We start from the raw sequence: 19443 nt of genomic DNA, 5'->3' as shown, positions 1-19443 counted from the left end.
CCGGGCCGGGTCAGCCGCGTCTGGCGGGTGGCAGGCCGTGACCCCAGCCGCCCTGCGCCATCGCCGCCCATCGCTCCCAATCGTGCCGCGCGCCGGGACGAAGCGCGCGGGACGAATTCGGGGGAATTTCGGCGGTGTCTTCCGCCCGGTGTGACCTGCGTCATCGCCGGAGAAGGCGGTCGCCGTGCGTGCGGGGGCGGACACCGGCCGCGCATGAGGCGCCGATCACCGGGTAGCTGCCGCCCTCGTAGGTCCCCGCCCCCGGCGGTGGAAGGCTCTGAACAGGAGGACTTATGGCCGCTCCGGTCGACTGGGGAAGAGGAGTGGCCGACGCCTGGTCGTCGGTCGCCACCTTCGTCCCCAAGTTCCTCGCATTCGTCGTCGTCCTGGTGGTGGGCTGGCTTGTCGCCAAGGCCCTGCGCAAGGTCGTCGACGCCGTGCTCGAACGCGTCGGGTTCGACCGCTGGGTCGAGCGCGGCGGCGTCGGACGGGTGCTCGCGCGCAGCAAGTACGACGCGTCCGACCTGCTGGCGAAACTGGTCTACTACGCGATCCTGCTGGTGACGCTGCAGATCGCCTTCTCCGTCTTCGGCCCCAACCCGGTCAGCGCGCTGCTCGCCGGAGTCGTGGCCTGGCTGCCCAAGGCCGCCGTGGCGATCGTGATCATCGTCGTCGCCACCGCCATCGCCAGGGCCGTGAAGGACATCGTCACCGCGGCGCTGGGCTCCCTGTCGTACGGCAGGACGCTCGCCACGATCGCCTCGGTCTTCATCATCGGCCTCGGCGTCATCGCCGCGCTCAACCAGATCGAGGTCGCGACCACCGTCACCACGCCGGTGCTGATCGCCTTCCTGGCGGCCGTCGCCGGAGTCGTCGTCGTGGGCGTCGGCGGCGGCCTGGTGCGGCCCATGCAGCAGCGCTGGGAGCACTGGCTGAACCGTGCGGAGGCCGAGACCGAGACCATCCGCGCCCAGGCGGCCGCCTACAGCCAGGGCCGCTCCGACGCGATGGAGACCGTCCACGTGCGGCAGGAGGCCATGCCGCGGGAGGCCTACCCGCGGCAGACGGCCGGCGCCTTCGCGCAGCCGGCGCACACCGCGTACCCGCAGACCGCCGGAGCCCCGCAGGCGCCGGTGTCTCCGCAGCCGATGTCTCCGGAGGGTCCGGCAGGGACCACGGGATACCCGCAGGGCGCGGCGTACCCGCAGGAGGGCGCGCCGGCCACTCCGGGCGCGGCGACCACCCCGATCAGCCCGGCGGCCCCGGACGCGCGGCGCGCGGACGGTCCGGCCGGCCCGGCCGGACAGCCGGCGCCCGGTCAGGTGGGTCGCGGTGAGCCGGGTCCCGACCCCTCGTGGCCCACGCCGCCGGAGGAGCCTCCGCCGCCGGTCCGCTGACCGTCGTCTCCTCCGCGGTGTTTCGCGGGGCGTCCCGTCCAGGGGCGCCCCGCACCCGTATGTACCGGGTGGGGCGTTGTCAGGCGGGTTCGGCGGCGGTGTCGAGCAGCAGGCAGACCGCGGTCATGCGCAACACGGCGAAGTCGAGCGGCTGGTCCGGCCCGGGCGTCCGCCAGCCCTTCTCCTGGGCCCCGTCCCAGAAACCGATCAGATAGGCGAGCAGCGAGGACGGCCCGACCCGCTCACCGAGGCCCGAGATGGCCTGCCGTACGGCGGCCATGTGCTGGTCCAGCGAGGCGAGGACGCCCGGGTGCTGGTGCCGCAGGTCCAGCACACGCTGCGCGAACTCGGCGCGGATGCGGACAGGCCAGGAGTGCTCGGACACGTGTGTCTCCGGGGGTGAGGCAGATGGATGCCCCATCACGATAAGCGGCTCCGGCGGGGAAGCCGCCCGAAACTGCTCATTTCGCCGGGGAGCCGTGTCAGATCGAGGGCGTGCTGGAGCCCCGCACGACGAGTGTGGTCGGCAGGATCCGGGCCGGCGGGGCGTCGGCGCCGTTGATCATGGAGACCAGGGCCTCCGCGGCGGCCGCGCCGAAACCGTCCTTGTCCTGGGCGATGGTCGTCAGGCCGGGCGGCACGAGCGCGGCGACCTCTATGTCGTCGAACCCGACGACCGCGATGTCCTCGGGCACCTTCAGGCCGGCCTCGGCGATCGCGCGCAGCGCGCCGACGGCCATCTCGTCGCCCGCGACGAACACCGCGTCGGGCCGTTCGTCCGTCTCCAGCAGCCGCCGCATCGCGGCCTCCCCGCCGGTGACGTAGAAGTCGCCCTCGGCGACGTGCTCCGGCCGGTAGGGCAGGCGCAGCAGGGCCAGCTCCTCCTGGTAGCCCTGCAGGCGCTCCGCGCCCGGCCGGGTGTGCGCGGGCCCGGTGATCGTGGCGATGGCCTGCCGCCCCTGCTCGTGCAGGTGCCGTACGGCCTGGCGGGCGCCGCCCACGTTGTCGGAGGTCACGTACGTTGCCCGGGGACCCTGTACGGGACGGTCGAGGCTGACACAGGGCACCCCCGACTCGGCGAGGTGCCGCAGCGACGGGTCGGAGGTGCCGCTGTCGATCATCACCACGCCGTCGAGGTTGTGCCTGCGGGCGGCCCGCACGTACGCGTCGTCGGTGTGCTCACCGCTGGTGGCGAGCATGAGCAGGTGGTATCCGCGCCCGCTGAGCGCCGTCTTCAGGCCGATCAGGATCTCCTGGAAGAACGGGTGGCGCCAGCCGGGGCGGCGGTGGTCGGTGTCCCACAGCAGGCCGACCATGAAGGACTTCTTGGTGGCCAGCGTGCGCGCCGACTCGTTGGGCAGGTAGCCGATCTGGCGGGCCGTCCGCAGGACCTGCTCCCTGGTTTTCGCGTTGACTACCTCGGGATTGTTGAACACTCGGGAGACGGTCGCCGGGGACACGCCGCACAGGCGCGCCAGCTCTCTGATCGTTGCCACGGACCAAACGCTATCGCATCTCGCTGTAACCGGTTTCATGGACCGTTCTCACAAAGTACGTACTTCCAGGGGAACTCGCAACCCGTAATCGAAATTTCCCACAGTTACGTTTCTGTGACTTGACACGTCCCCTTCTTCTTATGTGTGATGTCGGGCATCGGCCGACGCTGCTTCGTTGCCACGGGCTCGGCCGCTGTCGCCATCTCGCAGCCGCATCCCTTCTCCTGTGAAGGAGTCCAGGTGTCCGCTGCGAAACTCCGCCTGCCCGCGCGTCCGGTCGCCGTCCCGTACGGCGATACCCGCGGCTTACGGAGGAACGGATCCATCGCCCGCACGGCCGGTTTCGGCGGGTGGGCCGATTACTCGTGCGCGGGCGCCGAGTCTGGAGCGATCACAGGATGACGGCGATCGAACACCGCCCCTCCGGGCCGCGGGTCTTCCCCGCCGGCTTCGTCTGGGGCACTGCCACCGCGGCGTACCAGATCGAGGGGGCCGTCGACGTCGACGGCCGGGGGCGCTCGATTTGGGACACCTTCTGCAGGATGCCCGGCGCCGTCGCGCGGGGCGAGTCAGGTGAGATCGCCTGCGACCACTATCACCGCTGGCAAGAGGATGTCGATCTCATGAAGGAGCTGGGGGCGGCCGCCTACCGATTCTCCGTGGCCTGGCCGCGCGTCCTGCCGGACGGGCGCGGGCCGGTGAATCGGCGCGGCCTCGACTTCTACCGACGCCTCGTCGACGCCCTGCGCGAGGGCGGCATCGAGCCGTACGTCACGCTGTACCACTGGGATCTGCCCCAGGCGATCGAGGACCGCGGGGGCTGGCGGGTCCGCGAGACGGCTGAACGTTTCGCCGACTACGCGGAGGTGATGTACGACGCGCTCGGCGACTCGGTGTCGAACTGGATCACGCTGAACGAGCCGTACTGCTCGTCGATCGTGGGGTACGGCGAGGGCCGGCACGCACCGGGCGCCACCGAGGGGCACGGCGCGCTGGCCGCCGCCCACCACCTGCTGCTCGGTCACGGCCTCGCCGTCACGCGCCTGCGCGCGCTGGCCCGGCCCGGCCAGCGCGTCGGGGTGACGCTCAACATGTCGCCCACGGTGCCGGCGACCACCTCGCCGGAGGACGCCGCGGCCGCGCGGCGGATGGACCTGCTGGTCAACCGGCAGTTCACCGACCCGCTCTTCGGCGGCTCCTACGCGCCCGACATGGCCGAGACGTTCGGCCGGATCACCGACTTCTCGTTCCGGCGGGACGGCGACCTGGAGACCATCGGGACGCCGGTGGACTTCCTCGGGGTGAACTACTACTACCGGCTGCACGTGGAGGCCGCGCCGTACGAGGAGGCCGACCCCGGCCGCCGTACGGCGTTCGACCTCGGCGTGCGCACCGTCACGCCGGAGGACGCGCGCACCAGCGGGCTGGGCTGGGTGGTGGAGCCCGAAGGGCTGTACGAGACGCTGGTCGGCCTGACCACCCGCTATCCGGACCTGCCGCCCGTCTACATCACCGAGAACGGCTACGGCGACGACGGCGCGCTGGAGGACACCGGGCGCGTCGACTACCTGCGCGACCACCTGGCCGCGACCCACGACGCGATGACGGCGGGCGCCGACGTGCGGGGCTACTTCGCCTGGTCGCTGATGGACAACTTCGAGTGGGCCCGGGGCTACTCCGCGAGGTTCGGGCTCGTGCACGTGGACTACGAGACCCAGGAGCGCACGCCGAAGTCCAGCTACCGCTGGATGCGCGAGTTCATCGCCGACCCGGTGCTCGCCGAGCCGCCGGCCGGCGAGGAGCTGTTCATCGATCCCGTGATGACCGACCCGGTGATCGCCGGGCCCGTCATCGGCGACCCCGGCGTCGTCGCCTACGGCACGGGCGGCTACGGGAGGGCCCACTACGGCACGGGTGACTACACGGGTGCGTACGGCCTGGACGACTTCGACGTCGCCGATCCCGTCGTCGCCGGTGCGCCCGTCGACGTCCTGGTCGCGGGCACTCCCCGGGGCGACCGCTCGCGAGGCGAGCTGGGCTGAGGCCGCGGCGGGATCAAGGGCGGGATCGAGGGCGGGATCGAGGGCGTCATGTCGCCCGACATGGGTCAAGCATGTCGGTCAATTCCCATTTTGGTGCGCCGAATCCCGGTTTGTCGGCTACCTTGGTGATCAACGTACGGCACGGCCATCAGGGGCAGCACGATGAACTTGGAGCAGGGGCCGCCGGGGATCGACGTCACGGTCCCCAGCGTCGCCCGGATCTACGACTACCTCCTCGGCGGCAAGGACAACTTCGCCGTCGACCGGGCGGCGGCCGAGAAGCTGATCGAGCTGACTCCGAACGCCCGTGAGGGGGTGCAGAGCAACCGGCGCTTCATCCGCCGCGCCGTGACCCTCATGGCCGGCCAGGGCATCCGCCAGTTCCTCGACATCGGCGCCGGGCTGCCGACGCAGGAGAACGTCCACCAGGTCGCGCTGCGTGCCGCGCCCGGCGCGCGGGTGGTGTACGTCGACAACGACCCGATCGTGCTGACCCACGGCCGGGCCCTGCTCGCCGACAACACCACGACGATCGTGGTGGACGGCGACCTGCGTGACCCCGAGAGCATCCTCGGCGACCCCCGGATCAACGAGCATCTCGACTTGAGCCGGCCCGTGGGGCTGCTCATGGTCGCGGTGCTGCACTTCATCCCCGGCGCCGACGCCGGGCGCGTCGTGGCCGCGCTGCGCGACCGGCTCGCGCCCGGCAGCGCGATGGCCATCAGCCACCTGTCGTACGGCGACCTCGACGAGGAGAAGATCCGCGAGGGGCGCGAGCTGTACAAGAACACCTCCGCCGCCGGCGTCACCCCGCGCACCCACGCCGAGCTCCTGCGGTTCTTCGACGGGTTCGACCTGGTGGAGCCGGGCCTGGTGGTGACCGAGGACTGGCGTCCGGAGCCCGACGAGCCCCGGCTGCCGAGGATTCCCGGCGTGGACGGCTACGCGGGCGTCGGCCTCCTCCGCTGAACCCCGATCCTCCGCTGAACCTCGATCAGTCCCCGGCGATCCACAGGTCGGGGCCGAACACCTCGTAGCGGATGTCGGAGGCGGCCACGCCGCGCGCCGTCAACTGCGCGCGTACGGCCCGCATGAACGGCAGCGGCCCGCACAGGCAGGCCGTGACGTCCCCGGGCAGGTCGACCGCCGACAGGTCGGCCCGCCCGGCGGCCGGAGCCGGGCCGCTCAGCTCCTGTGCCGGCAGGTCCTCGTACCACCGGTGCAGGGTGGCGCCGGGCAGGGCCGCGACCAGATCCGTCAGCTCCTCGCGGTGGACGTGGTCGCCGGGGGAGCGGTCGGCGTGGACGACCACCACCCGCCGGCCCGACCCGGTGACGGCGAGATGGTCGAGCATCGACAGCACGGGGGTCACCCCGATCCCCGCCGAGGCGAGCAGCAGCGGGCCGTCGCCCTCCGGCAGGGTCAGATCGCCGAACGGCGCGGAGACGTCGAGCACGTCGCCGGCCCGGACGTGCTCGTGGAGCCAGGTGGAGACCTCGCCCTCGGGCGCGCTCTCGCCGCGCACCCGCTTCACCGTGATCCGCCAGTCGCCGCGCCCCGGGGCGTTCGACAGGCTGTACTGCCGGATCTGCCGCGCGCCGTCGGGCAGCGTGACCCGGACGCTGACGTACTGACCCGGCAGGAACGACTGCGGGACGTCCGGGCGCAGGAGGAAGGAGGCGGCGTCGGCCGTCTCGTCGCGCCGCTCGGTCACCGTGGCCCGCGTCCAGCCCCGGCCCGCCTCGCGGTAGAGGTCGCGCTCCAGGCCGATCAGCGTCTCGGCCATGAGCCAGTAGACCTCGTCCCACGCCTGGGCGACCTCGGGCGTGACGGCGTCGCCCAGCACCTCGCCGATGGCGCCGAACAGATACTTGTGCACCACGGCGTACTGCTCCTCGGTGACACCGAGGGAGGCGTGCTTGTTGGCGATCCTGGACAGCATCGTGCCGGGAAGCCCGCCCGGGTGGTCCACCAGCGCGGTCGCGAACGCGGCGATCGAGCCCGCCAGCGCCACCCGCTGCTCGCCGTTGGCCTGGTTGCCCCGGTTGAACAGGTCGCGCAGCAGCTCGGGGTTGTCGGCGAACAACGTGTCGTAGAAGCGGGCGGTGATGTCCTGGATCGCGCCCGCGATCACGGGCAGGGTGGCGCGGACGGTCGTGGCCGACTCCGGAGAGAGCATGGCAACCTCCAAATTGGTATCTGATAGGCAAATTTAACGCCGTGGATCTGCCGGGTTCTTCCTGGGCGTGCGGGTCAGGAGAGACCGAGCAGCACCGGTCCCGAGGGCGCGGAGACCAGCTGGTCGACGGTGATCGGATCGAGGGAGGCGTAGAAGGCCTGCTGTGCCGCGCGCAGCGCGCCGCGCAGGCGGCAGGCGGCCCGCAACGGACAGGGGATCTCCCCCTCGCAGGTGACGACCTCCTCCTCTCCCTCCAGCTCGCGGACCAGCCAGCCGATCGACGCCGTACGGCCGAACCCGGTCAGCTCCAGGCCGCCCCCGCGTCCCCGGCGCGCCTCCACGACGCCGAGGTGCTGCAGCCGGGCGATGGCCTTGGCGGTGTGGTTGTAGGGGATCGCCATCGCCTCGGCCACCTGGCGGGTGGTGAGCGACGCCCCCGGATCAAGGACCGCCAGGCGCATGGTCACCCGCAGGGCCAGGTCCGTGAACTTCGTCAACCGCACGTCTTGAACACTAGCAAATCGGTATTTCGCACTCCAATTTGGGTGGGCCGGAGGTTCCGGTCCGGCGAAAATGTCGGTGGCCGGACCTAGGGTGAGGCGGCGACAGGATCCGCGAAGAGAGACGGGGAACATCCATGACGACCCTGGCCGACCGCCCGAACACCGCGCTGCTCGTCATCGACGTCCAGAAGGGGGTGGTGGCGGGTGCGCACGACCGTGACGCCGTGATCGCGAACATCGACACCCTGATCGGCAAGGCCCGCGCGCAGGACATTCCGGTGATCTGGGTGCAGCACTCCGACGGGCACGAGTTGCAGCGGGACAGCGAGGCCTGGCAGTACGTGCCGGAGCTGGTGCGGCGCGACGACGAGCCGCTCGTCCACAAGATCTACGGCGACTCGTTCGAGGACACCGACCTGGAGGCGCGGCTCGCCGAGCGCGGGGTGGGCCGGCTCGTCGTCACGGGCGCCCAGACCGACGCGTGCATCCGCTCGACCCTCCACGGGGCCTTCGTCCGGGGATACGACGTGACGCTGGTCGGCGACGCGCACACCACGGAGGACCTCACCGCCTACGGCGCGCCGGCCCCCGAGCAGGTGATCGCGCACACGAACCTCTACTGGCAGTACCAGACCGCCCCCGGCCGCGGTGCGGCGACCGTTCCCACGGCGGAGGTGGACTTCGGCACGGCCTGAGCCGGCGCGGCGGTCGCCGGGGCTCCCGGGCCGGTGTTCCAGGGCTGGGGTTCCATGGCCGCTCAGGGGGCATCACGGGGGGAGAGCGGGCCGCCGGAGCGGAGGCGCGCTCGGCGTCGAACGTGAGCTGTCGAACGTGAGCTGTCGAACGTGAGCGTGGGGGACGTGACCGCAGCCGCCAGTCCCGAAGACCTCGTCCGGGCCGTCCGGGCGGCGGGGGTCCGTGACGAGCGCGTGCTCCGCGCGGTGCGCGCGACTCCGCGGGCGGGTTTCGTCCCGGCCGCGCACGTCGCGCACGCGTACGAGGACGTGCCGATCCCCATCGCGCACGGGCAGGTGACGACGCAGCCGTCCCTGTCGGCGACGATGATCGAGGGACTGCGGCTCACCGGCGTGGAACACGTGCTGGAGGTCGGCTCCGGCCTCGGATACCAGACCGCGCTGCTCGCCCGCACGGCCCGCGACGTGGTCGGCGTCGACCTGTGGCCCGACCTCGTGCGGGCGGCGCGGCGCAACCTCGCCCGGCAGGGCATCCGCAACGCGGAGGTCAGGGTCGGCGACGGCGGCCAGGGCGTGCGTGAGCACGCTCCCTACGACGCCGTGATCGTCTCGGCGGCGTTTCCCACGGTTCCCGCGCCGCTGGTCGAGCAGTTGCGGCCCGGCGGGCGGCTGGTGCAGCCCATCGGCACCGGCGGCCGGGAGGAGGTCGTGCTCTTCGAGCGCACCGTCATCGGCCTGGAACCCCGGCAGGTCCTCACGCTGGCCAGCTTCGTCCGCCTCCACGGCCGTTTCGGCTACCCCTCCTGAGGGGTGCGGAGGCGGGCCGTCAGGCCTCCGGTTCGCCCTCGTGCGCGTGGTAGGCCTTGGTCCAGGAGGCGCCGCAGTGGCAGCGGGTCAGCTCCAGTAACCGGCCGTCCTCGGTCACGGCGAGGCCGTCGTCGAGACGGACGTGAACATGCACGCTCATGGTGTTGCCCTTGCTGTCGGCGATCCCCGGCAACGAACCCGAGACCCCTTGGGTGCTTTATCCCAATATAGGGTGATTTATTGGTGAATCATCACGCTAAGGAGTCTTCGGGCAAGGGGCTTGATACGGGACCGGCCGGATAGGAGATACGTCTCTGTCCCTTTCGCAAGGAGGATCTTCTATGCGAACCCGCCGCATCGGCGAACTCGGGGTCGGCGCGATCGGTCTCGGCGGCATGCCGATGTCGATCGAGGGGCGGCCCGACGAGCAGCGCTCCATCGCGACCATCCACGCGGCACTGGACGCCGGGGTGACGCTGATCGACACGGCCGACGCCTACCACCTGCACGCGGACGAGGTCGGCCACAACGAATCGCTGATCGCCCGCGCCCTGGCCGGCTACGACGGCGACACCTCGGACGTGCTGGTCGCCACCAAGGGCGGCCACCTGCGCCCGGGCGACGGCTCCTGGACCCAGGACGGCTCGCCCGAGCACCTTAAGGAGGCGTGCGACGCCTCCCTCAAGCGGCTGGGCGTCGAGGCGATCGGCCTCTACCAGTTCCACCGGCCCGACCCGGAGGTGCCGTACGAGGAGTCGATCGGGGCCCTGCGCGACCTGCTCGACGCGGGCAAGATCCGCTACGCCGGCGTCTCGAACGCGAACTCCGAGCAGATCCGCCAGGCCGGCGACATCCTCGGCGACCGGCTGGTGAGCGTGCAGAACCAGTTCTCGCCCGCGTTCCGCTCCAGCGAGGCCGAGCTCGAACTCTGCGCGCGGATAGGCATCGCGTTCCTGCCCTGGAGCCCACTGGGCGGCATCTCCAAGGCCGGCGAGCTGGGGTCGCGCTTCGCCCCGTTCGCGGAGGTCGCGAAGGACCACGAGGTGAGCCCGCAGCAGGTGTGCCTGGCCTGGATGCTGGCCAAGGCGCCGGTGGTGATCCCGATCCCCGGATCGTCGCGGCCGGAGACGATTCTCGACTCGGTCAAGGCGGTGGACCTGGAGCTCACTCCCGAGGAACTGGGCCGTCTCGACGCCGCCGGCTGAGCGCCGTCCCGCTCACCAGCCGGCTTGCCGGGGGATTCCGCCCGAGATTTCGCCGGGATGTCATCCGCCGACCGACCTGGTCACCTGGCCCGCTCATCGGGTCTCGCTCGCGGGTCTTATTCGGTGGGCCAGTCGTCGGCCCACTGACGGTGCCGGGCCGCCGCCGCGAGCGCGGCGGCCCGCGCCGCCTCCGTCGGCGTGAACGGCAGGTCCCGTCTCGTCACCACGAGGACGGCGCCGGGATGCACCGGAACCGTCATCACGGTGCCCGGCGTCCTGTCCGCGGCCGGCTCACCGGGCTCCCGCCACCGGACGTCCGCCGTACGCAGCAGTTCCGTCATGGCCGGGAGCAGCTCGCCCGGATCGTCCCGTACGCGCTGACCCAGCAGCAGCGCCTGGATGCCGGGGTCGATGAGGTCCTTGACCTGGGCGGGGACGACGACGGCGTCCGCGCCGCCGGCCCGGTCGACGGCGCGCCACAGGTCCTGCGGGGTGAGCGAGGCCGGGGCCTCGACGACGAACTCGTCCAGGGCGTCGCAGCCTCCCCGCGTCATCGCCGCACTGCCGGCCGGGGCGATCTGCAGGGAGAGGATGTTGCAGTCCAGCCGGGCGAAGGCCCCGGCGAGCGCGGCGAGGCGGCCGGGACGCTCGGCGACCCTGGCCCGCACCCGCCACAGGCTGGTCGCGTGACCGGTCCCCGGGCGGACGCGCCCGCGCACGGCCCCCGGGACCGACAGCCTCTTGTGCACGGCCGAGCCGACGATCAGGGCCATTCCGATGGCCACGAGCACCACCGGGCCGGGGTCGCGGTGGCCGAGCAGGGTGGCGAGCACGTGGGCGAGCCCGACGGCGAGGAAGAGCGCGGCCAGTTCCGCGATCTCCCGCCGCCAGGACCGGGCGCCGTGATGCCGGTGAAGCGGGCCGGGAGCCGGATGGTCGTTTCTCGGTTCGCTCATGTCCGGAAGTCTGACCCGGCGCCGTTACGCGGTCACCGTCCGTGGGGTGTCGTCCGCATTAATCCGCTCTCACCGGGCCGCCGCGCGCATCAACGGATCATCACGGCTCCGGTATGGAGCCGTCCGTCCTGATCCAAAGGCAGAACGGATGGCCCGCGGGGTCGAGCAGGACCCGCACGTCGTCCTGGGGCTGGTGGCCGGCGAGCGTCGCCCCGGCGCCGGTCGCGTGCGCCACGGCCGTCTCCAGGTCGTCCACCTCGATGTCCAGGTGCAGCATCATCCGCTGGTCCCCCGGCCCGGCGGGCCAGACCGGCGGCATGTAGTCCTTCTCGGTCTGGAACGACAACCCGGCGCCGCCTCCGGGCGGGTGCATCGTCACCCAGCCGGGCTCGTCGGAGTCGATCGTCCAGCCCAGCAGCCGCTGGTAGAAGGCCGCGAGTTCCCGGGCGTCCGGTGCGTCGAGCACCGTCGCCGACAGGGTGAGTCGTGGCGTCATGCGTCCTCCGGAGGTCGTCCCGGGATCGTCGTCGTGCCGCTGCCCTCCGCACCGTTCTCCAATCGCGGAGTGATGACCCCAGGGTGATGATCTTCGACCGCCTCCTCGCCTACAATGCGATGAAAGCGGTTCCATAGGCGAGGGGCAGACGCTTGGACGACTCGAGGCGGGCGCCGGAGGGCGTCGATCCCACCATCCCGAACATCGCCCGGATGTACGACTACTACCTGGGCGGCAAGGACAACTTCGCCGCCGACCGGGAGGCCGCCGAGAAGATGCTCGCCATCGGGCGGCAGATGGGCAACGACGGCCGGGAGGTCGCCAGGGAGAACCGCGGCTTCCTGCGGCGTGCGGTGCGGCTCCTGGCCGAGTCGGGGATCACACAGTTCGTCGACATCGGCGCGGGCCTGCCGACGCAGGAGAACGTCCACCAGGTCGCGCGGCGGCACGCCCCCGGAGCGCGGGTGGTCTACGTCGACAACGACCCGGTGGTCCTCACGCACGCGCGAGCGCTGCTGGCCGACAACCCCGAGACGATCGTGGTGGCCGGGGACCTGCGGGACCCGGACGCCGTCTTCGACGACCCCGGGGTGCGCGCCCACATCGACTTCACCCGGCCGTTCGCGGTGCTGCTGGTCTCGGTGCTGCACTTCGTGACCGACGACGAGGACGCCGACCGGATCACGGCCCGGATCCGCGAGCGGATGGTGGTGTCGGGGTGCCACCTGGTGCTGTCGCACATCCGGACGAACGACGAGGTGGCCGAGGAGGCCGTCGTGGAGAGCAAGAAGGTGTACGCCGCCACCTCCTCCGGCGGGCTCGTGGGCAGGCCGTTCAAGCGGATCGAGTCGTTCTTCGACGGCCTGGAGATCCTGGAGCCCGGCCTCGTGCCCGTGCAGGCGTGGCGGCCTGACGTCCCCTGGGACGTGCCGGTCGACATGGACAGGACCGGCATCTTCGGGGCGGTCGGCCGCATGCCCTGACCGGGCAGCGGCCGCGGGGTTCAGCGGCCGCGGGTCAGCACAGCGCCCGGGTGAGCATGTCGAGGGTGAGTTCGACGATCCTTTCCGGAGACTCCGCGCCAGGGTCTTCGGCGGGATCTCCCGCGGGATCTTCGGGGGGCGCCGTCTCGCGCCCGGCGATGTCCGGCGCCAGATGGCGGGCCCCCGCGCGGACCACGCCCCAGGCCAGGTCGGCCCGCAGCGCGGGGTGGTCCATCCCGGCCTCGCGCAGCGCGTCCGCGAGCGGCGCGGTCAGCTCGCCGTGCAGTTCCTCCACCCTGGCCCGGCACTCGGGCGGCAGCCCGATCGTCTGCAGCGCCGGGATCAGCGCGTAGTCGGGGCTGCCGACGAAGTCGAGCGCCGCCCTGCCGTACGCGCGGATCCGGTCCGGCAGCGGGCCGCCCGCGGGCGCGACGGCGGCGCGCAGGCGCGCGGACCAGCGGGGAAAGGCGTCCTCCACGAGCTGGGCGAGGATGTCGGCGGTGGAGGCGAAGTAGCGGTAGACGCTGGAGCGGGCCAGGCCGATCCGGGCGCCGACAGCCGCCGGAGTGAGCGCCTGCACGCCCTCGGCGGCCAGGATCTCCCGCGCCGCGTCGAGCAGGGCGGCGTGCTGGTTGGCCCGGTGGTCCGCGACGGTCGCCGCGCTGATTCTCGGCATCTCCCCTCCAGGGCTGTCACATGTCCGGCTCGCGACCTCCAGTATCCGGCCCTCCGGCAGCGACCTGCTCCGGAGACTCGTCCCGCACGACCGGCGTACGGGGGAGCAGGAGGGTGATGCCGACCCCGGCGAGCAGCGCCAGTGCCGTGATGAAGGTGACCCTGCGGGTCGCCTCGGCGGCGGCCACGACCGCCGCCGCGTGGATCGCCGGGTCCCGGAGTGCGGGGATGGCGGCGCCGGCACTCTCCTCGACCGCGCGCGCCACGCCCGTGCGCACCTGCTGGGGCCGGTCGGAGAGCCCGCGCTCGACGGCCGAGCCGAGTCCGGACACCAGCACCCCGCCGAGGATGGCGACTCCCAGCGCCGCGCCGAGTTGGCGGACCGTGCTCTGGAGCGCGGACGCGCCGCCGGACAGACGCGCCGGCACGTCGGCCATGAGGACGCCGGTGAGCTGCGCCGTGGCGAAGCCGATGCCCGCGCCGTAGAGGAGCAGCCACGGCACCGGCCGCCAGGCGCCCATGTCCGGCGCGAGGGACAGGCCGATGCCGGCCGCGCCGGCCGCCTCCAGGGCCAGGCCGATCCGCACGATGGACCGCGGGGACAAGGTCTTCGACAGCGGGGGGACCAGCCCGCCCGCGAGGAAGGTGCCGAGGGCCAGCGCGGCGATGACGAGACCGGCCCGGAAGGCGGTGTAGCCGAGCGCGGACTGCAGGAAGAGCGGCAGCACGAGGATCATGCCGAACTCGCCGAGCGCCACGATCACCGCCGTCATCGAGCCGTAGCGGAAACTCGGCAGCTCGAACAGCGTCAGGTCGACGAGCACGGGCAGGCCGGCGCGCTCGCGCCGCCGTTCGCGCACGATCAGGGCGACCAGCGCGAGGACGCCGACGCCGAAGGCGAACGGCACGGGGGAGACGCTCTCGAACCGCAGGCCGAACAGGTCCGCGGTCCGCCGCGGCTCGAACCAGCCGTATTTCTGGCCCTCGATCAGCGCGAAGACGACGCCGGTCGTGCCGAGCACGGCGAGGACGAGCCCGGCCAGGTCGCCGCCCGTCGCGTGGCCGTCCCGGGACTCGGGCACCCGCAGCGAGCCGAGCAGGAGCAGCGCGCCGATGGGCAGGTTGACCCAGAACGCGGCGCGCCAGCCGTACTCGGTGACCAGCCAGCCCCCCGCCAGCGGGCCGGCGGCGGCCATGCCGCCGATGATGGAGCCCCACACGGCGAAGGCGATCACCCGCTGACGGCCCACGTACACGCGGTTGATGATCGCGAGGGTCATCGGGACGGCCATCGCCGCCCCCACGCCCTGCACGGCCCGCACGCCGATGAGCACAGGCCCGCTTCCCGACATCGCCGCCAGCACGCTCGCCACCAGGAAGACCGCGACGCCGAGGGCGAACAGGCGGCGCCTGCCGTACCGGTCGCCGGCCTGGCCGAACGGGATGAGCAGTGCCGCGAACATCAGCGAGTAGATCGAGTTGACCCACTCCACGTCCGTGGCGCCGAGGCCCAGGTCGGCGATGATCGCGGGCACCGCCACGTTCACGATCGTGGCGTCGATGACGACCATCGACACGCCCGTGGCGAGCACGATGAGAGGGACCCAGCTTTGGCGTGTCGGGCCCGATGTTGGCGACGTCATGTCGCGAACTATAGCAACGCCCTGTCGGCAACCTGTCAACCCCGCCCGGAAGCCGGGCGGGGACCGGTGGCGGACCGGCGGTGAACCTCCGGGACGGCTATCCGCGGCGGGCGCGGGCGCGGCGTTTGCCCTCGTGCATGGCCTGCACGCGGGCGACCGGGATCGTGTGGCCCTCCTCGACCAGGTCGCGGGGAAGGCGCTGGGGCCCCGGCATCAGGTCGGCCCAGGGATCGCCGTCGCGCAGCAGGCGCGCCGCCGTGCGCACGGTGAAGTCGCCGGGCGTGATCCGGTCCAGGTCGTCCCAGGCGACCGGGAAGGAGACCGGGACGCCGGGCCGTACGCGCGGGCTGTAGGCCGCGACGACGGTCGCCCCGCCGGACCGGGTCGAGTCGACGAACACCTTGTCTCCCCGGTCCTCCCGGATGAACGCCGTCGTGGCGAGGGCGGGATCGAGGCGTTCGGCCCGGACGCCGAGCGCGCGGGTGGCGGCGGCCACGTCCTCCGTGGTCTCGCCCTCCAGCGGCACGAACACGTGCAGGCCCTTCGCGCCGCTGGTCTTCACCGCGCCCGACAGCCCGGCGTCGGCGAGCGCCCGGGCGACCAGGCGGGCGGCGCCGACGGCCCGGGGGAACGCCTCGGCGGACGGCGGGTCGATGTCGAGCACGAGGTGGGTGGGCCGGTCCCAATGGCCCGCGTGGACGAGGGCGGGGTGATACTCCACCGCCCGCTGGTTGGCGAGCCACAGCAGGGTCCGCCGGTCGTCGCACAACGCGTACGACACCCGCCGCTGGGAGGACTCGGCCCACACCGTCACCGTCCGCACCCAGTCCGGGGCGTACGACGGCACGTTCTTCTGCATGAACGGCGCCTGGCCCTGCCGGACCCGCACGACGGACAGCGGCCGGTCGCGCAGCACCGGGACGATCCGGTCGCGTACGGCGTCCAGGTAGTCGACCAGGTCGCGCTTGGCCGCGCCCGCGCCGTCGAACAACGGCTGGTCGAGGTTGGTCAGCGTGACTCCGTCGCGAACCTCATCGCTGGTCATCCGATCACCATGCCCGCGACCGGCGGCGGAAATCAACGCGGCCGGGCACCTCTCGGCATCGTCTCTCAATGTGAGACATAATTGCTCAAATAACGAGACGAGTGGAATAGTGGCGGCATGGCACACGAATCGGCCGTCTACACACACGGTCATCACGAGTCCGTCCTGCGCTCCCACCGCTGGCGCACCGCCGCCAACTCCGCGGCGTACCTGCTCGGCGCGCTGAAGCCCCACATGCGCGTCCTGGACGTCGGCTGCGGCCCCGGCACGATCACCGCCGACCTGGCCGCGTACGTGCCGGAGGGCGAGGTGGTCGGCCTCGACAACGCGCCCGCCGTGGTGGAGCAGGCCCGGGAGGAGGCGGCGCGGCGCGGCGTCGGCAACGTGAGCTTCACGACCGGCGACGTGCACGCGCTCGGCTCTCCCGACGCCTCCTTCTGCGTCGTGCACGCCCACCAGGTGCTCCAGCACGTCGGCGATCCGGTGGGCGCGCTGCGCGAGATGCGGCGCGTGACGAAGCCGGGCGGCATCGTCGCGGCACGCGACTCCGACTACGCCGGCATGATCTGGTATCCGCTGGTCCCCGCGCTGGACGACTGGCTGGACCTCTATCACCGGGTCGCCCGGGCCAACGGCGGCGAGCCCGACGCCGGGCGGCGCCTGCGCTCCTGGGCCGGGGAGGCCGGCTTCGCCGAGATCACCTCGTCGTCGTCCACCTGGTGTTTCGCCACTCCGGAGGACCGGGCGTGGTGGAGCGGCCTGTGGGCCGACCGCACCCTCCAGTCCTCCTACGCGAGCCGGGTGATCGAGGGCGGCCACGCCACCCAGGACGACCTGCGGCGGATCTCCGACGGCTGGCGGGAGTGGGGCGCGAGCGCGGACGGCTGGTTCAGCGTCGTGCACGGCGAGATCCTCTGCCGGGTGGGCTGACCACCCCTCCCCGCTGTGGTGGCGTGGCCGGTCACGGGGAAGGATCGGGGTGTGACCCGCGGAGGACGGGGCCCGCCCGGTCATCAGGGGGTCGTGAGGGGGCCATCGGGGGGTTGGCATGCGGTCGGCGGCGGGGGATCCGGTCACCCTGTTCCTGTGCGGGGACGTCATGCTCGGGCGCGGCGTCGACCAGATCCTCCCGCACCCGGGCGATCCCGCCCTGCGGGAGCCGCACGTCCGGGACGCCGGGGCGTACGTCGATCTGGCGGAGGCGGCGAACGGCCCGATCCCGCGCCCGGCCGCCTGCTCCTGGCCCTGGGGCGACGCGCTGGAGGTGCTGGACGAGGCCGCTCCCGACGTCCGCGTGCTCAACCTGGAGACGAGCGTCACCAGGTCCGCCGACTTCGCGCCGGACAAGGCCGTGCACTACCGGATGAACCCAGCCAACCTTCCCGCGCTGACCGTGGCCCGGCCGGACGTGTGCGTGCTGGCCAACAACCACGTGCTCGACTTCGGCGTACGCGGGCTCGCCGAGACGCTCGACGTCCTGGCGGAGGCGGGGCTCGGCCGGGCCGGGGCGGGCCGCGACGAGGACGAGGCGTGGCGGCCCGCGGTCGTGCCGCTCCCCGGCGGCGGCCGCGTGCTGGTGTTCGCGGTCGCGATGCCGTCCAGCGGCGTCCCGGGCGGGTGGGCGGCCCGCCGGGACCGGCCCGGGGTGGCCTTCCTCCCGGCGCCGTCCCCCGGCTGCGCGGCCGAGACCGTCCACCACGTACGGCGGGCCAGGCGCCCGGGGGACGTCGTGGTCGTCTCCGTCCACTGGGGGTCGAACTGGGGCTACGAGGTCGGCGACGACCAGGCCGGGTTCGCGCACGCGCTCGTCGACGGCGGCGTCGACCTCGTCCACGGCCACTCCTCGCACCACCCCCGCCCGGCGGAGGTGTACCGCGACCGGCTGATCCTCTACGGCTGCGGCGACTTCATCGACGACTACGAGGGCATCACCGGCTATGAGGAGTACCGCGACGACCTGCGGCTGCTGTATTTCGCGACGGTGGAGGCCGCGTCGGGGCGGCTGCGCGAACTGCGGATGGCGCCGATGCGGGCCGTACGCATGCGGCTGCGGCACGCCGGCGACGAGGACCGCGAGTGGCTGCGCGGGACCCTCGACCGGATCGGCCGGAGGTTCGGCGCGCGGACCGGACCGGCGCCGGGCGGGACACTCGTCCTCGCGCCGGCCGGGTAGGAGGTGATCACGATGCTGGTCCACGAGATCATGACGGCGCCGGTGGTGACGGTGCGCCGCACGGCGACGATCAGGCAGGCCGTCCGCCTGCTGTACGAACAGGAAATCACGGCCGCGCCGGTGGTCGAACGGCCGGGACGGATGGTCGGCATCGTCAGCGAGATGGATCTGCTGCGCGGCGAGTTCGAGACCGATCCCCGGGCCTTCCTGCGCCCCGAGGCCCTGCCCACCGGCAGGCCGCCCGCGCTCGTCGAGGAGGTCATGACGCCGCGCGTCGCCACCGTGGGCGACGCGGCCGACGTCATGGACCTCCTCGACCTGATGATCACCACCGGGGTGAAGAGCGTCCCGGTGGTGCGCGACGACGACCTCGTCGGCATCGTCAGCCGGCGCGACCTGATGGGGCTGCTGGTCCAGGGGGACGAGCGGATCCGCGACGACGTGCTCGCGGCGCTGCGCGACTGCGCAGACACGGCGGCCTTCGGCGCGGCCGTGCGGAGCGGCGTCGTCGAGTTGTACGGCCCGGGCGACGAGCGGGCGGCCCGCATCGCCGAGATGGTCGTCAGGACCGTCCCCGGCGTCGCCGGCGTCGTCTTCCCCGAGGGACTGGTCAGCTGAGGCTGTCGTCAGTGTCGTCGCCCGGGTGGCCGTCGGTGTTGTCGTCGTCGAGGCGGGCGAGCACGTCGGCGGACAGCCCTTCGAGCGCGGCGACCTGTTCGCGGGTGAGCCCGTCGAAGAACAGGCGGCGTACGGTCTCCACGTGCCCCGGGGCGGCGGCGGCGATGGCGCGGCGGCCCTGCTCGCTGATCACGACGAACGCGCCCCGGCCGTCCTCCGCGCACTCCTCGCGGCGGACGAGGCCCCGGCGCTGCATGCGGGTCAGGTGGTGGGACAGGCGGCTCTGCTCCCACTGGAGGCCGCGCTCCAGCTCGAACGGCCGCAACCGCCCGTCGGCGCGGTCGGTGAGGTGCACGAGGACCTCGTAGTCGGCCAGGGAAAGGCCGGAACCGGCCTGCAGCTCCCGGTTGAGCCGGGCCGTGAGACGACCCTGCATGCGCAGGTAGGCCCGCCAGGCGCGCTGTTCGTCCGGGTCGAGCCAGCGTGGGCTGTTCATGCCGTCCAGGCTAGCCGGAATCAATGACTCGTCA

The 19443-nt window shown here is 72.5% G+C and carries 21 protein-coding genes; 10 read left to right on the top strand and 11 right to left on the bottom strand.

Annotated elements, in window-relative coordinates:
• Positions 1 to 293 precede the first annotated feature (293 nt).
• Positions 294 to 1397 carry a mechanosensitive ion channel family protein gene (locus F5972_RS37380; protein ID WP_191910237.1) on the top strand — a complete coding sequence of 368 codons (1104 nt, stop codon included), beginning with the start codon at positions 294 to 296 and terminating at the stop codon, positions 1395 to 1397.
• A 79-nt stretch (positions 1398 to 1476) separates the two neighbouring features.
• Here F5972_RS37380 and F5972_RS20570 read toward each other — a convergent pair whose 3' ends face one another.
• Together F5972_RS20570 and F5972_RS20565 are read right to left on the bottom strand one after the other, a co-directional pair.
• Positions 1477 to 1782 carry a DUF6401 family natural product biosynthesis protein gene (locus F5972_RS20570; protein WP_111700919.1) on the bottom strand — a complete coding sequence of 102 codons (306 nt, stop codon included), beginning with the start codon at positions 1780 to 1782 and terminating at the stop codon, positions 1477 to 1479.
• A gap of 97 nt (positions 1783 to 1879) precedes the next feature.
• Positions 1880 to 2893, bottom strand: coding sequence for a LacI family DNA-binding transcriptional regulator (locus tag F5972_RS20565; RefSeq protein ID WP_204284566.1), 1014 nt, complete (start codon positions 2891 to 2893; stop codon positions 1880 to 1882).
• Between the two features lie 398 nt (positions 2894 to 3291).
• On the opposite strand from F5972_RS20565, the gene F5972_RS20560 reads away from it, so the two are divergent.
• Together F5972_RS20560 and F5972_RS20555 are read left to right on the top strand one after the other, a co-directional pair.
• Positions 3292 to 4935, top strand: coding sequence for a GH1 family beta-glucosidase (locus tag F5972_RS20560; RefSeq protein WP_150935220.1), 1644 nt, complete (start codon positions 3292 to 3294; stop codon positions 4933 to 4935).
• 162 nt (positions 4936 to 5097) lie between these two features.
• The gene (locus tag F5972_RS20555) at positions 5098 to 5904 is read left to right on the top strand and encodes an SAM-dependent methyltransferase (protein WP_150935219.1); all 807 of its coding nucleotides are present in this window, start codon (positions 5098 to 5100) and stop codon (positions 5902 to 5904) included.
• A gap of 25 nt (positions 5905 to 5929) precedes the next feature.
• Here F5972_RS20555 and F5972_RS20550 read toward each other — a convergent pair whose 3' ends face one another.
• Entirely contained in the window at positions 5930 to 7114 is a 1185-nt protein-coding gene (locus F5972_RS20550) for a globin domain-containing protein (protein WP_150935218.1), read from the bottom strand.
• 74 nt (positions 7115 to 7188) lie between these two features.
• On the bottom strand, positions 7189 to 7617 hold the full coding sequence (locus F5972_RS20545; protein ID WP_150935217.1) for an RrF2 family transcriptional regulator: 429 nt from the start codon (positions 7615 to 7617) through the stop codon (positions 7189 to 7191).
• Positions 7618 to 7751: 134 nt separating this feature from the next.
• Between F5972_RS20545 and F5972_RS20540 the strand changes: the two genes are divergently transcribed.
• On the top strand, positions 7752 to 8312 hold the full coding sequence (locus F5972_RS20540) for a cysteine hydrolase family protein (protein WP_150935216.1): 561 nt from the start codon (positions 7752 to 7754) through the stop codon (positions 8310 to 8312).
• Between the two features lie 165 nt (positions 8313 to 8477).
• A complete protein-coding gene (locus F5972_RS20535) occupies positions 8478 to 9119 on the top strand; it encodes a protein-L-isoaspartate(D-aspartate) O-methyltransferase (RefSeq protein WP_150935215.1) in 642 nt (213 codons plus the stop codon).
• Positions 9120 to 9138: 19 nt separating this feature from the next.
• Here the strand turns inward: F5972_RS20535 and F5972_RS37375 are convergent, their stop codons facing one another.
• A complete protein-coding gene (locus F5972_RS37375) occupies positions 9139 to 9279 on the bottom strand; it encodes a hypothetical protein (RefSeq protein ID WP_191910236.1) in 141 nt (46 codons plus the stop codon).
• Between the two features lie 181 nt (positions 9280 to 9460).
• Between F5972_RS37375 and F5972_RS20530 the strand changes: the two genes are divergently transcribed.
• A complete protein-coding gene (locus F5972_RS20530; protein WP_150935214.1) occupies positions 9461 to 10324 on the top strand; it encodes an aldo/keto reductase in 864 nt (287 codons plus the stop codon).
• 116 nt (positions 10325 to 10440) lie between these two features.
• On the opposite strand, the gene F5972_RS20525 is transcribed toward F5972_RS20530, so the two are convergent.
• Together F5972_RS20525 and F5972_RS20520 are read right to left on the bottom strand one after the other, a co-directional pair.
• The gene (locus F5972_RS20525; protein ID WP_150935213.1) at positions 10441 to 11280 is read right to left on the bottom strand and encodes an ACT domain-containing protein; all 840 of its coding nucleotides are present in this window, start codon (positions 11278 to 11280) and stop codon (positions 10441 to 10443) included.
• Between the two features lie 100 nt (positions 11281 to 11380).
• Positions 11381 to 11776: a VOC family protein gene (locus F5972_RS20520; protein ID WP_150935212.1), complete on the bottom strand. Its 396-nt coding sequence runs from the start codon at positions 11774 to 11776 to the stop codon at positions 11381 to 11383.
• A gap of 152 nt (positions 11777 to 11928) precedes the next feature.
• Here F5972_RS20520 and F5972_RS20515 point away from each other — a divergent pair, with 152 nt between their 5' ends.
• The gene (locus tag F5972_RS20515) at positions 11929 to 12759 is read left to right on the top strand and encodes an SAM-dependent methyltransferase (RefSeq protein ID WP_150935211.1); all 831 of its coding nucleotides are present in this window, start codon (positions 11929 to 11931) and stop codon (positions 12757 to 12759) included.
• A 34-nt stretch (positions 12760 to 12793) separates the two neighbouring features.
• Here F5972_RS20515 and F5972_RS20510 read toward each other — a convergent pair whose 3' ends face one another.
• The 3 genes from F5972_RS20510 to F5972_RS20500 all read right to left on the bottom strand — a co-directional run bounded on the left by F5972_RS20510 (position 12794) and on the right by F5972_RS20500 (position 16122).
• Positions 12794 to 13435, bottom strand: coding sequence for a TetR/AcrR family transcriptional regulator (locus tag F5972_RS20510; protein ID WP_150935210.1), 642 nt, complete (start codon positions 13433 to 13435; stop codon positions 12794 to 12796).
• A gap of 16 nt (positions 13436 to 13451) precedes the next feature.
• A complete protein-coding gene (locus tag F5972_RS20505) occupies positions 13452 to 15077 on the bottom strand; it encodes an MFS transporter (RefSeq protein ID WP_150935209.1) in 1626 nt (541 codons plus the stop codon).
• Positions 15078 to 15174: 97 nt separating this feature from the next.
• Positions 15175 to 16122 carry a DNA polymerase domain-containing protein gene (locus F5972_RS20500; RefSeq protein WP_150935208.1) on the bottom strand — a complete coding sequence of 316 codons (948 nt, stop codon included), beginning with the start codon at positions 16120 to 16122 and terminating at the stop codon, positions 15175 to 15177.
• Positions 16123 to 16239: 117 nt separating this feature from the next.
• On the opposite strand from F5972_RS20500, the gene F5972_RS20495 reads away from it, so the two are divergent.
• The 3 genes from F5972_RS20495 to F5972_RS20485 all read left to right on the top strand — a co-directional run bounded on the left by F5972_RS20495 (position 16240) and on the right by F5972_RS20485 (position 18913).
• On the top strand, positions 16240 to 17052 hold the full coding sequence (locus tag F5972_RS20495; protein WP_150935207.1) for a class I SAM-dependent methyltransferase: 813 nt from the start codon (positions 16240 to 16242) through the stop codon (positions 17050 to 17052).
• 118 nt (positions 17053 to 17170) lie between these two features.
• Positions 17171 to 18295 (top strand): CapA family protein, encoded by a 1125-nt coding sequence (locus F5972_RS20490; RefSeq protein ID WP_150935206.1) that lies wholly within the window; start codon positions 17171 to 17173, stop codon positions 18293 to 18295.
• A 12-nt stretch (positions 18296 to 18307) separates the two neighbouring features.
• A complete protein-coding gene (locus tag F5972_RS20485) occupies positions 18308 to 18913 on the top strand; it encodes a CBS domain-containing protein (protein ID WP_191910235.1) in 606 nt (201 codons plus the stop codon).
• Here F5972_RS20485 and F5972_RS20480 read toward each other — a convergent pair.
• On the bottom strand, positions 18906 to 19409 hold the full coding sequence (locus F5972_RS20480; RefSeq protein WP_150935204.1) for a MarR family winged helix-turn-helix transcriptional regulator: 504 nt from the start codon (positions 19407 to 19409) through the stop codon (positions 18906 to 18908). The genes F5972_RS20485 and F5972_RS20480 overlap by 8 nt on opposite strands.
• Positions 19410 to 19443: the final 34 nt, after the last annotated feature.

This window comes from Microbispora cellulosiformans (assembly GCF_008728085.1).
In the GTDB taxonomy this organism is placed as follows: Bacteria; Actinomycetota; Actinomycetes; order Streptosporangiales; family Streptosporangiaceae; genus Microbispora; species Microbispora amethystogenes.
Note: the sequence above shows the minus strand (reverse complement) of the source record. Positions and strands in the feature narration are given on the sequence as shown.